Origin of the sequence: Streptomyces sp. NRRL B-1347, assembly GCF_000720325.1 — a bacterium.
GTDB lineage: Bacteria > Actinomycetota > Actinomycetes > Streptomycetales > Streptomycetaceae > Streptomyces.
In genome coordinates, this window is the sequence record NZ_JOJM01000003.1 from 295,453 (window position 1) to 307,683 (window position 12,231).

General features: G+C 73.2%; 13 protein-coding genes. 7 read left to right on the forward strand and 6 right to left on the reverse strand.

The window, feature by feature from the left end; all coding sequences use genetic code 11:
- The first annotated feature begins 120 nt into the window (after nt 1-120).
- The 5 genes from IG74_RS0103765 to IG74_RS0103785 all read left to right on the forward strand — a co-directional run bounded on the left by IG74_RS0103765 (nt 121) and on the right by IG74_RS0103785 (nt 5,551).
- Nucleotides 121-972, forward strand: a complete 852-nt coding sequence (locus tag IG74_RS0103765) for a helix-turn-helix domain-containing protein (protein WP_030669529.1) — start codon at nt 121-123, stop codon at nt 970-972.
- The gene (locus tag IG74_RS0103770) at nt 969-1,775 is read left to right on the forward strand and encodes an SAM-dependent methyltransferase (RefSeq protein ID WP_030669531.1); all 807 of its coding nucleotides are present in this window, start codon (nt 969-971) and stop codon (nt 1,773-1,775) included. Before IG74_RS0103765 ends, IG74_RS0103770 begins: the two co-directional genes overlap by 4 nt.
- Nucleotides 1,772-3,250 carry a helix-turn-helix domain-containing protein gene (locus IG74_RS0103775; RefSeq protein WP_051854508.1) on the forward strand — a complete coding sequence of 493 codons (1,479 nt, stop codon included), beginning with the start codon at nt 1,772-1,774 and terminating at the stop codon, nt 3,248-3,250. Before IG74_RS0103770 ends, IG74_RS0103775 begins: the two co-directional genes overlap by 4 nt.
- A 130-nt stretch (nt 3,251-3,380) precedes the next feature.
- A complete protein-coding gene (locus IG74_RS0103780; RefSeq protein WP_030669535.1) occupies nt 3,381-3,962 on the forward strand; it encodes a hypothetical protein in 582 nt (193 codons plus the stop codon).
- Nucleotides 3,962-5,551, forward strand: a complete 1,590-nt coding sequence (locus tag IG74_RS0103785; protein WP_030669537.1) for an alkaline phosphatase D family protein — start codon at nt 3,962-3,964, stop codon at nt 5,549-5,551. The genes IG74_RS0103780 and IG74_RS0103785 overlap by 1 nt, the downstream gene beginning before the upstream one ends.
- 94 nt (nt 5,552-5,645) lie before the next feature.
- Here the strand turns inward: IG74_RS0103785 and IG74_RS0103790 are convergent, their stop codons facing one another.
- Nucleotides 5,646-6,290 (reverse strand): ABC transporter ATP-binding protein, encoded by a 645-nt coding sequence (locus tag IG74_RS0103790; RefSeq protein WP_030669539.1) that lies wholly within the window; start codon nt 6,288-6,290, stop codon nt 5,646-5,648.
- Nucleotide 6,291: 1 nt separating this feature from the next.
- Nucleotides 6,292-6,828, reverse strand: a complete 537-nt coding sequence (locus tag IG74_RS50775; protein ID WP_199818782.1) for an FtsX-like permease family protein — start codon at nt 6,826-6,828, stop codon at nt 6,292-6,294.
- On the opposite strand from IG74_RS50775, the gene IG74_RS54140 reads away from it, so the two are divergent.
- The gene (locus IG74_RS54140; RefSeq protein ID WP_267885539.1) at nt 6,821-7,747 is read left to right on the forward strand and encodes a HAMP domain-containing sensor histidine kinase; all 927 of its coding nucleotides are present in this window, start codon (nt 6,821-6,823) and stop codon (nt 7,745-7,747) included. The two genes, IG74_RS50775 and IG74_RS54140, sit on opposite strands and share 8 nt — an antisense overlap.
- A gap of 19 nt (nt 7,748-7,766) precedes the next feature.
- Here IG74_RS54140 and IG74_RS0103805 read toward each other — a convergent pair whose 3' ends face one another.
- Nucleotides 7,767-8,471 (reverse strand): DUF1326 domain-containing protein, encoded by a 705-nt coding sequence (locus IG74_RS0103805; RefSeq protein ID WP_078868553.1) that lies wholly within the window; start codon nt 8,469-8,471, stop codon nt 7,767-7,769.
- Nucleotides 8,472-8,582: 111 nt separating this feature from the next.
- Nucleotides 8,583-8,933, reverse strand: a complete 351-nt coding sequence (locus tag IG74_RS0103810; RefSeq protein WP_030669550.1) for an MmcQ/YjbR family DNA-binding protein — start codon at nt 8,931-8,933, stop codon at nt 8,583-8,585.
- A gap of 221 nt (nt 8,934-9,154) precedes the next feature.
- Between IG74_RS0103810 and IG74_RS0103815 the strand changes: the two genes are divergently transcribed.
- Entirely contained in the window at nt 9,155-10,303 is a 1,149-nt protein-coding gene (locus tag IG74_RS0103815; protein ID WP_030669552.1) for an alkaline phosphatase PhoX, read from the forward strand.
- Between the two features lies 1 nt (nt 10,304).
- Here IG74_RS0103815 and IG74_RS0103820 read toward each other — a convergent pair whose 3' ends face one another.
- Together IG74_RS0103820 and IG74_RS0103825 are read right to left on the reverse strand one after the other, a co-directional pair.
- Complete coding sequence (locus tag IG74_RS0103820; RefSeq protein ID WP_030669554.1) at nt 10,305-10,988, reverse strand: response regulator; 684 nt, start codon at nt 10,986-10,988, stop codon at nt 10,305-10,307.
- 99 nt (nt 10,989-11,087) lie between these two features.
- The gene (locus tag IG74_RS0103825; protein WP_078868587.1) at nt 11,088-12,143 is read right to left on the reverse strand and encodes a methyltransferase; all 1,056 of its coding nucleotides are present in this window, start codon (nt 12,141-12,143) and stop codon (nt 11,088-11,090) included.
- Nucleotides 12,144-12,231 lie beyond the last annotated feature (88 nt).

The window sequence follows — 12,231 nt, forward strand, 5'->3', positions numbered from 1 at the left end:
CCGCCCCGGTTGCCCCGGCCGCTTCACCGCAGCACCTACTCAACGGGTTGCGTCCGGGGATTGCAAGCGACAAGGTGTGCACTATCCACAAGTTGCGGAGACTGTCGGAAGGAGGGGCGGGTGGCTCGCGAACGATCCGGCCGGACCGTCGCGCACCTCGTGCTCGCCACCCGGCTCAAGGTCCTCCGCGAGGCCGCGGGGCTTTCGCTCAAGCAAGCCGCGTCGGCGCTCGGCGCGCACCCCGCCACCGTCCGCCGGATCGAGCAGGCCCAGACGTCCCTGGACGTGGGTCAGGTCTCCGCGCTCCTCGCGGCGTACGGGGCGGCGCGGGCGGAGACCGACGACTTCCTCGGCAAGTTGGCGAGTGCCAACGCCCCGGGGTGGTGGCACCCCTGGCGCGCCGTCATGGACCCGTGGCAGCTCGACCTGATGAGCGTGGAGTCCGCGGCCGGAATCGTGCGCACTTGGGAGCCCGCACTCGTTCCCGCTCTGCTGCGCACGCCGTCCTACGCGCGTGCCGTCGACGACGTCCTGCGCCCGGACCTGTCCCCCGCGGCCAAGGACCGCAGGACCGATCTGCTGGTCCAGCGCCAGGAGCGGTTGCGCACCCAGCAGACGCGCATCTGGGCCGTGATGTCGGCCGCGGCCCTGCACACCCGGGTGGGGCCGCCGGGGGTCATGGCCGAGCAGCTTGAGGTGTTGCGGGCCGGCGCCGAGCGGTCCGACGTCACGTTGCAGATCCACCCCCTTGACGGGCCCCCGCACGCGCTGACCGGCAAGCCGCCGCTGACCCTGTTCCGCGTCGAGGTGCCGGAGATCTCCGACCACGTGGTCAGGGAGGGCGGCCTGGCCGGCACCGCCGACGTCTGGGACGCGCCCGACACGGTGACGGCCTACCGTCTGCTCCTCGACTACTCCTGCGCCACCGCGCTCCATCCCGACAAGTCGAAAGAGGTACTGGACCTGTCATGACCGAACCGATGAAGCTCCCGCCGCGGTGGGACGAGATCGACCGGTCCGTCGCCCACAGCGCGCGCGTGTGGAACTACTGGCTGGGCGGCAAGGACTGGTACGACGCCGACAAGGCCGCCGGTGACGCCTACCGCGCCAAGTACCCCCTGATCGAGCCGTTCGCCCAGGAGTCACGGGGCTTCCTGGTGCGCACCGTCACCTGGCTGGCCAAGGAGGCCGGGATCCGGCAGTTCCTGGACGTGGGCGCCGGGCTGCCCACGGCCAACAACACCCACGAGGTGGCCCAGCGCGTCGCGCCGGAGTGCCGGGTGGTGTACGTGGACCACGACCCGCTCGTGCTCCTGCACGTCCGGGCGATGGGCAAGAGCACCCCCGAGGGGGCGATGGACTATGTGCTCGCGGACATGCGCGACACGGACGCGGTCCTGACGGGCACGGCCAAGACCCTGGACATGACCCGGCCCGTCGCCCTGGTGATCAACGACGTCCTCGGCCACATCGTGGACTGGGAGGAGGCGCTCGGCCTGGTGCGGCGCCTGGTGGCCAGGCTGCCCTCGGGGAGCTATGTGTCCCTGAGCCACTCCACCGCTTCCGACGACAAGCACCGCGAGGTGCAGGAGGAGTACAACAGCTCGGGCGCGATTCCGTACATCTTCCGTGAGCCGGAGGTGACCGTCGCGTTCTTCGAGGGCCTGGAGATGGTCGAACCCGGCTATGTGTCCTGGCCCCACTGGCGTCCCGAAGCGACCACCGGCACCCTCACCGCGCGCGCGGGGTGGGGTGGTGTCGCGCGGATACCGTGACGACGCGCGGCGGGGGCCGCGAGCCGCACCCCGCGCGGCCCCCGGCCCCGACCGCCGTGGAGCACGCGCAGGTGGTGCGGCGGCTCACGCGTGCGGCGGCCCGCTCCGGCGCGATGCTGGTCGCCGAGGTCGCCGCCCTGGCCGACGGCTGGGCGGCGCTCGTGGACCCGGCGGCGGGCCTCGTGCACGCCACCCCGGAGTCCGCGGGGCCCGCCGCGCTGCGGGCCGCCGCGCACCCCCAGGCACACCCGCACGTGACCGTCCATCAGGTGCCGGGGGCACAGGGCACCGTCCTCGTCCTCTGCCCCGGCGTGGCGACGTCCCCGCCGCTGACCGCGCTCGTCACGCAGTGCTCCCTGGACCTGCTGCGCCTTCGAGCCCGGCAGGCGGAGGAGACGCGCGCCGCCGAACAGCGCGTGCACTCCGCCGTGCTGCGGCTGCTGCTGCGCGGCCAGCACCTCCTGGCCGCCGAGGTGCTCGGCGGCGAGCCGGCCACGCACGCCACCGTGTACCGCCTCACCGGGCGCGCCCTGCACAGCGCCCACCAGGCGCTGTGGCGGGCGACGCAGCCCGACCTGGCGCACGGCACCCGCACGCTGGTCAGCCTGGACGGGGCGGAGCTGACCGTCGTCGCCCTGCACGGCACCCGCGACCTGCCGCGGGCCGACGGCGGCCACCCGACGCTCGCGCTCGTCGCGCGCATCGCCGACCGGCACCAGCTGACCGGGGGCGCGGCGGCCCCCGCGCCCCTGGACATGTTCGTCACCGCCTGGACCGAGGCGGGCAGCACGCGGGGCGGCACGTCCATCGGCCGCCTCACCTCGGTGACGGGCCTGGGGGCGCACGGGCTGCTCCACGTGATACCGGCGGACCGCCTCGTCACCTGGTCCGCGGCCGTGCTCAAGCCGCTGGACGGCAGGGAGCGGCGGACCCTCGAGGCCTGGCTGCGCTCGGGCTCCGCACAGGCCGCCGCCCCGGCCCTCGACGTGTCCGAGGGCACCGTCCGCTCGCGGCTCCGCGGCATCGGCCTGCTGCTCGCGGCCGACCTCGACCACCCCACCGTGCAGGCGCAGTCGCTCCTGGCGCTGCGCGCCCCCGCGTCCCCCGTACCGGCCGCGGCGGCGGAACCCCTGCTGCCGTCCCCGCCGTTGCCCACCGCCCTGCTCAGCGCCGAGCACGCGGGGCGCTGGGCGTCCGGTCTGCTCCGGCCCCTCGCCCCCCGGCTGCGCATCGCGCTCCGCTGCTGGCTCGCGCACCGCGGCCGCACCGCGCCCGCCGCCACCGAGCTGACCCTGCACCGCACCACCCTCACCACCTGGCTCGGCGAGTGCGGCCGCCTCCTGGACCTGGACCTGTCGTCCGCGACCGTACGGGCGGAACTGCGCCTGGCCGTGGAGACGGTCGCGACCGCCGACGACGTACCGGCGGCGCTGCCGCGCCGGGGCGGGCGGACGTACCGCGAGCCGGAGCCGTAGCCTCCGGGGCTCCGGACGCCGCGCCTCCGCTGCCCCTCGGTGGTAACAGAATTCGCCGTGACGCTTCTCCTGGTTCACACGGGGCTGGTGGGCTGACCGCGCCCACATCACCCACCGACAGGAGGCGCGAGTGAATCTCGTCGTCAACGGCGACGCGGAGAGCGGGGCGGGCGGCAGCGCGGAGCCCGTCTCCGCCGTGCGCGGCTGGAAGGTAGCCCAAGGAGCCCCGGCGCTCGTCCCGTACAGCTTGGGCGGCGGCTATCCGACCGCGTCGGACCCCGGCCCCGCGCGGCGCGGCAGCCGCTTCTTCTCCGGCGGCAACAGCCCGCGCACCGCCCTGGTGCAGGACGTCGCCCTGCCCAGGAGCGGCCCGACCGGACGCCGGGCCGTCGACGCCGGGAAGGTGCGCTACGCCGTGACCGCCTGGCTCGGCGGCTACGCGGGGCAGGAGGACGGCGCCCGCCTCTCCGTGGAGTTCCGCGACGCCGAGGGCACCCCGGTGGCGCTCAGCGTGCTCGGGCCCGTGAGCGCCGCCGAGCGCGGCAGCCGTACGGCGCTGCTCGAACGCACGGCGGCGGCCCAGGTGCCGCCCGGCGCGCGTTCGGCGCGGGTCCTGCTCGTGTTCACGCGCAGCGGCGGCGGCACCTCCAACGACGGCTACGCCGACGCCGTCTCCCTCACCCTCGCACCCCAGCCCGCCGGAGGCCGCTGATGTCCGTGAACCGCCGTGACCTGTTGAAGGCCGCAGCGGCCGCGGGCGCGCTGAACGTCGCCTGGCCGCTGGCCGCGGGCCTCACGCCCGCGCAGGCCCGCGAGGCCGCCGAGCGGCTCGGCGCGGAGTACGACCGCGCGCCGTTCACGCTCGGCGTGGCCTCCGGTGATCCGCAGCAGCACTCGGTGCTCCTGTGGACCAGACTCGCGCCCGAACCGCTGGCCGCCGAGCAGCGGCTCCCCGAGGTCGTCGAGGTCGAGTGGGTCGTCGCCAAGGACGCCCGGCTCCGGCACGTCGTCGCGCGGGGGACGGCCCCGGCGTCGGCGACGCTCGGGCACAGCGTGCACGTGCCGGTGGGCGGGCTCGCCCCGGGCCGCCACTACTGGTACGCGTTCAAGGCGCTCGGCAGGACCAGCCGGATCGGCCGGACCCGGACCGCGCCGCGCGGCCGGGTCAAGAAGGTGACCTTCGCCGCCGCCAACTGCCAGGCCTTCCACGACGGCTTCTACGCCGCCCACCGCGGCATCGCCCGGGAGGACGTCGACTTCGTCGTCCACCTCGGCGACTACATCTACGAGCACGGCCAGGTCGGCGGCGTACCGGAGAAGCACGTGCGCGACCACGACGGGCCGGAGATCCTCACGCTGGCCGACTACCGCAAGCGGCACGCCCTGTACAAGGGCGACAAGTCGCTGCGCGAGGCGCACGCCGCGCACCCGTGGTTCCTGACGTGGGACGACCACGAGGTCGTCAACGACTACAGCGGCACCGGCGGCGGCGCGCCGTTCATGCGGCGCCGCGCGGCCGCCTACCAGGCGTGGTTCGAGCACATGCCGCACCGCGACTCCTTCGGCGGCTCCGCCCTGCCGGACCCGGAGATCCACCGGGTGCGGCGCTGGGGCGACCTGCTCGAACTCACCGTCCTCGACCTGCGTTCGCACCGCTCGGCGCAGAACCTGCCCGACGGCACGATCCTCGGCGCCGAGCAGAAGGCGTGGCTGAAGAAGACCGTCGACAGGGCTCCGGACGCCTGGCACGTGTGGGCCAACTCGATCATGCTGAGCCAGCTGCGCGGCAGGCCCGGCGGCTCGTACATGTTCACCGACCAGTGGGACGGCTTCCTCGCCGAGCGCAAGGAGGTCCTCCAGCACGTGCACGGCAGCGGCCTGGAGGACCTGGTGGTCATCACCGGCGACTGGCACTCGGCGTTCGTCGACGACGTCCGCACCGACTTCGACGTACCCGACTCCCCCTTGGTCGGCACGGAGTTCACCGCGCACTCGGTGACGTCGGGCGCGTACTCCCCGGAGTGGAACGCCGCCAACGGCCCCTTGATGGGCAAGGCCAACCCGCACCTGAAGTACTTCGAGGGCAACCGGTACGGCTACGACGTGTACGAGGTGACTCCGGAGCGCTTCAGCGCGCACATGCGGGTGATCGGCGACCGCCGCGACCCGCGCTCCCCCGTCACCACGCTGACCACCTTCCACGTGGACCGGGGCACGGCGGGTTCGTACGAGGACGACGCCACGAAGACGTCACCCGCGCAGTACCGCAGGGACCCCGGGGGGACCCCGACGCGCGCTTGACCGCTCCGGCTCCGCCTCCTCCCCTCGTCCCGAGGCCCGACGCGGCCTCCGGAAGACCGGGGGAGGCGGAGCGCCGCAGTACGTCCCGGCCCGCTCACACGGTCATGAGCTTGCCGCGTTTGCGGCGGATCACCTCGTCGGAGGCGTCGGCGACCTCCCGTGAGTGCGTCACCAGGATCACGCTCTTGCCGTCGTCGTGCGCCAACGTCCGGAACGCCTCGATGATCTCCTCGGCGGTGTCCTGATCGAGGCTGCCGGTGGGTTCGTCGGCGAACAGGATGTCCACTTCGCAGGCGAGGGCGCGGGCGATGGCGACACGCTGCTGCTGGCCGTCGGAGAGCTCGAGGGTGCGGCGGTGCCGGTCGGGCTCCTCCACGCCGAGCAGGCCGAGGAGTTCGGCGGCACGCTTCTTCCTGTTGACGCCCTTCACACCGGTGATCTCCATGGCGGAGGTGATGTTCTGGACGGCCGTCATGTAGGTGAGCAGGTTCAGTGACTGGAAGACCGTGGCCACATGGCGGTTGCGGTAGCGGCCGAGACCGATCTCGGCGACGTCCTCGCCCTTGAACCTGACGCTGCCCCTGAGGAGCGTGGTTTTGCCGCTGCCGGAGGGGCCGATGACGGAGTACATCCGGCCCTGCTCGAAGGAGTAGGTGACGTCCTTGAGGACGGTGCGGCGGGTGGTGCCGAACTGGTAGGTGCGGCTCAGACCGGTGAGCTGCAGGATCGGGGTGGTCACGTCAGTCGCCCTTCGTGAGGATGTCGCGCGGGTTGAGGCGCAGGACCCGGATGCCGGGGACGAGCGTGGCCAGGGCGGCGATGCCGAGTCCGGTGGCACCGACGGCGCCGATGTCGTCCGCGCCGAGCTCGATGTCGATGGTGTCGATGGGTTCCGCCTCGGGTGTGTCCTCCTTGTTGGCACCGCCGGTGGGGTCGGTGAGGTCCTGCCCGGGGCCCTGGTCGGCGGCGGAGTTCCGGGCCGAGGAGACCTGCCCTGAGAGCAGTTGGTCGCCGATGCCCTGGGCGACGAACTGACTGCCGGCGGCGGCGAAGCCGATCGCCAGGACCGCGCAGCCGACCACCTCCACCAGGTGCTGGCCGAGCAGCTTGTGCTTCTTCTCGCCGAGAGAGAGCAGGATGCCCATCTCCTTGCGGCGTTCCCGCAGGTTGAAGGCGATGATCAGGGCGAGGATGGCGGTGCCCGCGACCGCGACCAGCCACACCGTGAGGGAGGCGAAGTCCGCCGTCTTGTTGATCGGGCCGACCGTGATGGCCATAGGCCTCGGCACCGGCTGGCTGCTGTCCAAACGGCTGCTCGCCCCTCTGCACACCATCAGCGAGGCCGCGGCCAAGGCGGCGGACGACGACCTGACGGAACGCGTCCGGGCCCGGGGCCCCGAGGACGAGCTCAAACGGTTGGCCGACACCTTCGACACCATGCTGACCCGCCTGCAGCGCTCCTTCACCGCGCACCAGCGGTTCGCCGCCAACGCCTCCCACGAACTGCTGACTCCCCTCGCCACCACCAGGGCCGCCCTCCAGGTCGCCGCCGACGCCCCGACCGGCGAGGAGCTCGCCGAACTCGTCCCGCTGCTCCAGGAGACCAACGAACGCAACATCAGCGTCGTACGGGCCCTGCTCGACCTCGCCGCCGCGGACCACGCCCCCTTCGACCCCGACCCGGTGGACCTCTCCGACCTCGCGGAGCGGGCCGCCGCCGCTCGCGCCGGGCGAGCGGCCGCGCGCGGGGTCCGCCTCACCGTGGACACCGAGCCCGACTGCCAGGTCATGGGCAGCGGCGCCCTCCTGCGGCAGCTGGACCTCAACCTCCTTGACAACGCCCTCACGCACAACGTCCCCGAGGCGGGCCTGGTCCACCTCGCCGTCGTCCAGGACGGGGCGAGGGCGGTGGTGGAGGTGGACAACACCGGCCCGCGCGTCGACGACGCCGTGGTGGACCGCCTCTTCGAGCCCTTCTACCGGGCACGCCCCCGGGTCGGCAGCGACCGCTCCGGCCACGGTCTGGGCCTGGCCATCGTCCGTTCGATCGCCACCTCCCACCGCGGTACGGTCACCGCCACCGCGAACCCCACCGGCGGGCTCACCCTGAGGGTCAGGATTCCGAAGTCGCCGAGTCACGGGGCCCGGTGCGAAGCCGTCGAAGGGCAGGCCGTTCGGGCTCCCCGCGGGGGCTGACGGGGAAGCCCCGGGCCGGTCAGGGGCGCCAGTCGAAGGGGAAGTGCTTGCTCGACCCGCCCCGGTACGCGTGGGAGAAGTCGAAGCCTTCCGCGTGGTCGCTCTCGACCACGCCCCAGGTGGCGATCTGGCCGGGACCGACCTCGGCGCCCGGCGCGTTGACGAGCTGGACGCGGCGGTTGGGGTCGGCGGTCGGGCCGGTGAGGGCGACGGCCCCGACGGAGACCTTGTCGCCGACGTCGGCCCGCCAGTACGACAGGTCCTCGGCCGCGTCGAAGCGGACCGGGGCGTACTGGACGTCGCGCAGTTCGCTGATGAGGGAGCCGAACTCGCCCGGCCAGCCCCCGACGTGCCCGGCGAAGATCTGCTGGAGCGCGTCCCGCTGGGCCTGGTCGCCCTTGGCGTCTATGTAGAGCATCACCTTCATGGTGGCGTTCGGGTCACCCACCCACATGTTGCCGGTGAACTCGCCGAGCGCGACCACGCCGAGGCCGTCCAGGCGGACGTCCCCGAAGTGCCCCTCGTGGATCTGCCAGACGAGCGTGAACAGGCAGTCCCCGTGGGTGGGGGCCTGGGCGAAGGTGCAGGGGCAGGGCAGGGAGCAGCTGCAGACGTCGAACCACTCGCCCCGCAGGTGCCAGTCGGGCAGCGAACCGTCGCCACCGGCGCGGACGACGGTGGGCGTGGCGGGCGCGCTCTGCGAAGTCGCGGACGTGGTGCACATGGTGGGGCCTCCTGAAGGGGCGGGAGCAGATACCGGGAGGGGGTATCCGCCGTCGACATGGAGGACGCTACGGGTCGGGATCCACGCCTGTCAAGTACCCCCAGGGGGTATCTAGGTCCAAGGGTCGGGATGCGCCGCGGCGAGCCGCTGCGGCGCCCGCTGCCGCCAGGCGTCCGCGAGGATGTCGCGCAGCTCCGACTCGTTCGCCAGGGCGCTCAGGCGCACCCGCAGCCAGTCGTAACGGTCGTCGTGGCCGGGCCTGATGAAGAACTTCTCCGGCTCGGCCGCGATCAGCTCGCCCCGCTCCTCGCGCGGGCACCTGACGCCCATCGACGCGTCGTCGTCCGCGAGCGCGGCGAAGATCTTGCCGCCCACCCGGAAGGTCGGCAGGCCCCAGGCCGCCTTCTCCTCCGTGCCGGGCAGGGCGAGCGCGAGGGCGCGTACGTCATCGGCGGTGACCATGAGGCCGACTCTAGGGGCGGCCCGGCGCTTCCGCATCGGCGACGGCGCCCGGTGAACCACGCGCGCCGGACTCACGCACGGTGAGCCCCCTGTCGCCGACAGCACGTGTCTGCCATTCGCCCGGTGGCTGAAAACAGTTCATTCTCCGGAGACTTACGACCCCGCTGCGGCGGCCCTACTGTCCACGGCGTTCACGTCCCCCGTGCGACGAAGGAGTCGACATGGAACGCCGTACCGTGCTGCGCGCCGCCGTTTTGGGCGCCGGATCCGCAGCCTTCTCCGGTTCCCTGTGGCGGCAGGCCGCCGCCTACCCGGCCCTGCCGGGCCCCAGCCCCTACGGGTCGCTCCAGGCGGCCGACGCCAACGGCATCCGGCTGCCCGCGGGCTTCACCAGCCGGGTCATCGCCCGCTCCACCCAGAAGGTGTCCGGCACCAACCACACCTGGCACGGGGCGCCCGACGGCGGCGCCTGCTTCGCCGACGGCTCGGGCTGGATCTACGTCTCCAACGCCGAGCTCGGCAGCGGCCAGGGCGGCGCGAGCGCGGTGAAGTTCAACAGCGCCGCCCAGATCACCGGCGCCTACGCCATCCTGTCCGGCACCCAGCGCAACTGCGCGGGCGGCGCCACCCCCTGGAACACCTGGCTGTCGTGCGAGGAGGTCGACACCGGCTTCGTCCACGAGACCGACCCGTGGGGTGTGAACGCGGCGGTGCAGCGGCCCGCGATGGGCCGGTTCAACCACGAGGCCGCGGCCGCCGACCCGGTCCGCCGGGTGATCTACCTGACCGAGGACAAGTCCGACGGCCGCTTCTACCGGTTCGTGCCCACCACCTGGGGCAACCTGTCGTCCGGCACCCTCCAGGTGCTCAAGGAGACCGGCGGCGCGCTGTCGTGGGCCACCGTGCCCGACCCGGACGGCAGCCCCACCGCGACCCGCTACCAGGTGTCCGGCGCGAAGGTCTTCAACGGCGGCGAGGGCTGCCACTACCGCGCCGACATCTGCTACTTCACCACCAAGGGCGACAACCGCGTCTGGGCCTACCACGCGGCGAACAACACCCTCGCCGTCGTGTACGACGACAACGTCGGCGGCGCGCCGCTGACCGGCGTGGACAACGTCACCGCCGCCGCGGTCGGCGACCTCTACGTGGCCGAGGACGGCGGCAACATGGAGATCTGCATCATCACGCCCTCCGACGTCGTCGCCCCCTTCCTGCGGATCACCGGCCAGTCCTCGTCGGAGATCACCGGGCCCGCGTTCAACCCCGCGGGCAACCGCCTGTACTTCTCCTCGCAGCGCGGCACCTCCGGCTCCAGCAACGGCGGCATCACGTACGAGGTGACGGGGCCCTTCCGCACCAGCCTCTGAGCTAGGCCCCGTTCGCCGCGCCGTCCGCGTCCGGGCTCACCAGGCCGACCTCGTAGGCGAGGATGATGGCCTGCGCCCGGTCGCGCAGCGACAGCTTGGCCAGGATCGCGTTGACGTGGGTCTTCACCGTGGACCTGCCGATGCCGAGGGCCTGGGCGATCTCCGGGTTGCTCAGGCCCTTCGCCACCGCGCGCAGGACGTCCGTCTCGCGTGCCGTGAGCGCGTCGAGGCGGCCGTCGGGGCGCGGGCGCGCGGCGACCGCGCCGCTGGCGAAGGCGTCGATGAGCCGGCGGGTGACGGCGGGGGCGAGCAGCGCCTCGCCCGCGGCGATGGTGCGGATGGCGTCGACCAGGTGCTGCGGTTCGCAGTCCTTCAGGAGGAAGCCGGACGCGCCGCCGCGCAGGGCGGCGAACACGTACTCGTCGCGGCGGAACGTGGTCAGCACCAGGACCCGCACCGGCGGGTCGAGGGCGGTCAGCAGGCGCGTGGCCGTGAGGCCGTCCGTGCCGGGCATCCGGATGTCCATCAGGACCACGTCGGGGCGGTGGGCGCGGGCGAGTTCGACGGCTGCCGCGCCGTCCGCGGCCTGGCCGGTCACCGTGAGGTCCGGCTCGGCGTCGATGACGGCGGCGAAGCCCGCGCGCACCACCGCCTGGTCGTCGACGACGACCACCCGTACCGTCATGGCCCGCCCCCCTCGCGTGATCCCGCCCGGCTCGCGTCCGTACGCCGGGAAGACTACGTGCGCCGCGCCGGGGGCGGGCGCCCTGGCTCCCTGGCCCGGTCAGCCGGTGACGGCCGCCGCCTCGATCAGGCAGAAGGCGTTGCCCTCGCCGAGCTGCGTCACCGAGGTCACGGCGAGGCCCGCCCGGTCGCACACCTCCGCGAACTCGTCGCGGGTGCGCTCCCTGCCGCCCACGTTCAGGAGCATGTTGAGGTCGCTCAGATAGAGCCCGGCGGTCTCGGGGGTGACCGCGGCGGGCAGCAGGGGTTCCACGATCAGGACGCGTCCGCCGGGCGGCAGGGCCGCGCGGCAGTGGCCGAGGATGGTGACCGCCTGGTCGTCGTCCCAGTCGTGCAGGATGCTCTTGATCAGGTAGAGGTCGGCGCCCTCGGGCACCGACCGGAAGAAGTCCCCCACCACCAGGGAGCAGCGGTCCTCGACCCCGTGGCGCCCCAGCGTCCGCGGCGCCTGCGCCAGGCCCTCCTCGGTGTCGTAGAGGATGCCGGTGAGCGCCGGGTGCTCGCGCAGCACTCCGGAGAGCAGGGTGCCGTCGCCGCCGCCGATGTCGGCGACCGTGGTGAAGCGGCTGAAGTCGTAGCGTTGCGGCAGTTGGGCCGCGGTGGCGGAAGTCGCCTGGCTCATGGCCTCGTTGAACTGCGCGGACAGCTCCGGGTGCTCCTTGAGGTAGGGGAAGAAGTCCGTGCCGAAGACCGACGCGAAGGTGGTGCTTCCGGTCCGTACGCCCTCGTCCAGGTGCTCCCAGGCGCGGAGCATCACCGGCTCGCCGAAGATCCCGACCAGGGCCGCGAGCGAGTCGGGACGGCCCGCGTCCAGGAGGGCGCCCGCGCTGGTCACCGTGTAGGAGTCGGGGGCGCGTTCCTGAAGGATGCCGAGGCCCGCGAGGGCGCGCAGCAGCCGGGTGGTGGCCTGCGGCTGCGTCCCGGCTTCGGCGGCCACCTCGGCGGCGCTCCGCTCCTTGGCGCCGATGATCTCGACCACCCGCAGGCGGACGGCCGCCCGCAGGGTCTGGGCCGCCAGGCTCCCCAGGACGAGTTGGACCACGCGCCCGCGGTCCTCGGCGCTCGCCACCTGGGTCTCGTCGTTCGTGTCCGCCACCGTCACTCCCCTTTCCGTTCGGGTCGCGCGTGCCTCGTCGCACGGACGACCATGCAACTTAGGTAACCCTAACTTGGATCGCCGGTGA

Excerpts from the sequence above, each read along its gene's own strand:
- IG74_RS0103770 (WP_030669531.1), top strand. The coding sequence starts at position 969 with ATGACCGAACCGATGAAGCTCCCGCCGCGGTGGGACGAGATCGACCGG.
- IG74_RS50775 (WP_199818782.1), bottom strand. The coding sequence starts at position 6,828 with ATGGCCATCACGGTCGGCCCGATCAACAAGACGGCGGACTTCGCCTCC.
- IG74_RS0103820 (WP_030669554.1), bottom strand. The coding sequence starts at position 10,988 with ATGACGGTACGGGTGGTCGTCGTCGACGACCAGGCGGTGGTGCGCGCG.
- IG74_RS0103810 (WP_030669550.1), bottom strand. The coding sequence starts at position 8,933 with ATGGTCACCGCCGATGACGTACGCGCCCTCGCGCTCGCCCTGCCCGGC.
- IG74_RS54140 (WP_267885539.1), top strand. The coding sequence starts at position 6,821 with ATGGCCATAGGCCTCGGCACCGGCTGGCTGCTGTCCAAACGGCTGCTC.
- IG74_RS0103785 (WP_030669537.1), top strand. The coding sequence starts at position 3,962 with ATGTCCGTGAACCGCCGTGACCTGTTGAAGGCCGCAGCGGCCGCGGGC.
- IG74_RS0103815 (WP_030669552.1), top strand. The coding sequence starts at position 9,155 with ATGGAACGCCGTACCGTGCTGCGCGCCGCCGTTTTGGGCGCCGGATCC.
- IG74_RS0103805 (WP_078868553.1), bottom strand. The coding sequence starts at position 8,471 with ATGTGCACCACGTCCGCGACTTCGCAGAGCGCGCCCGCCACGCCCACC.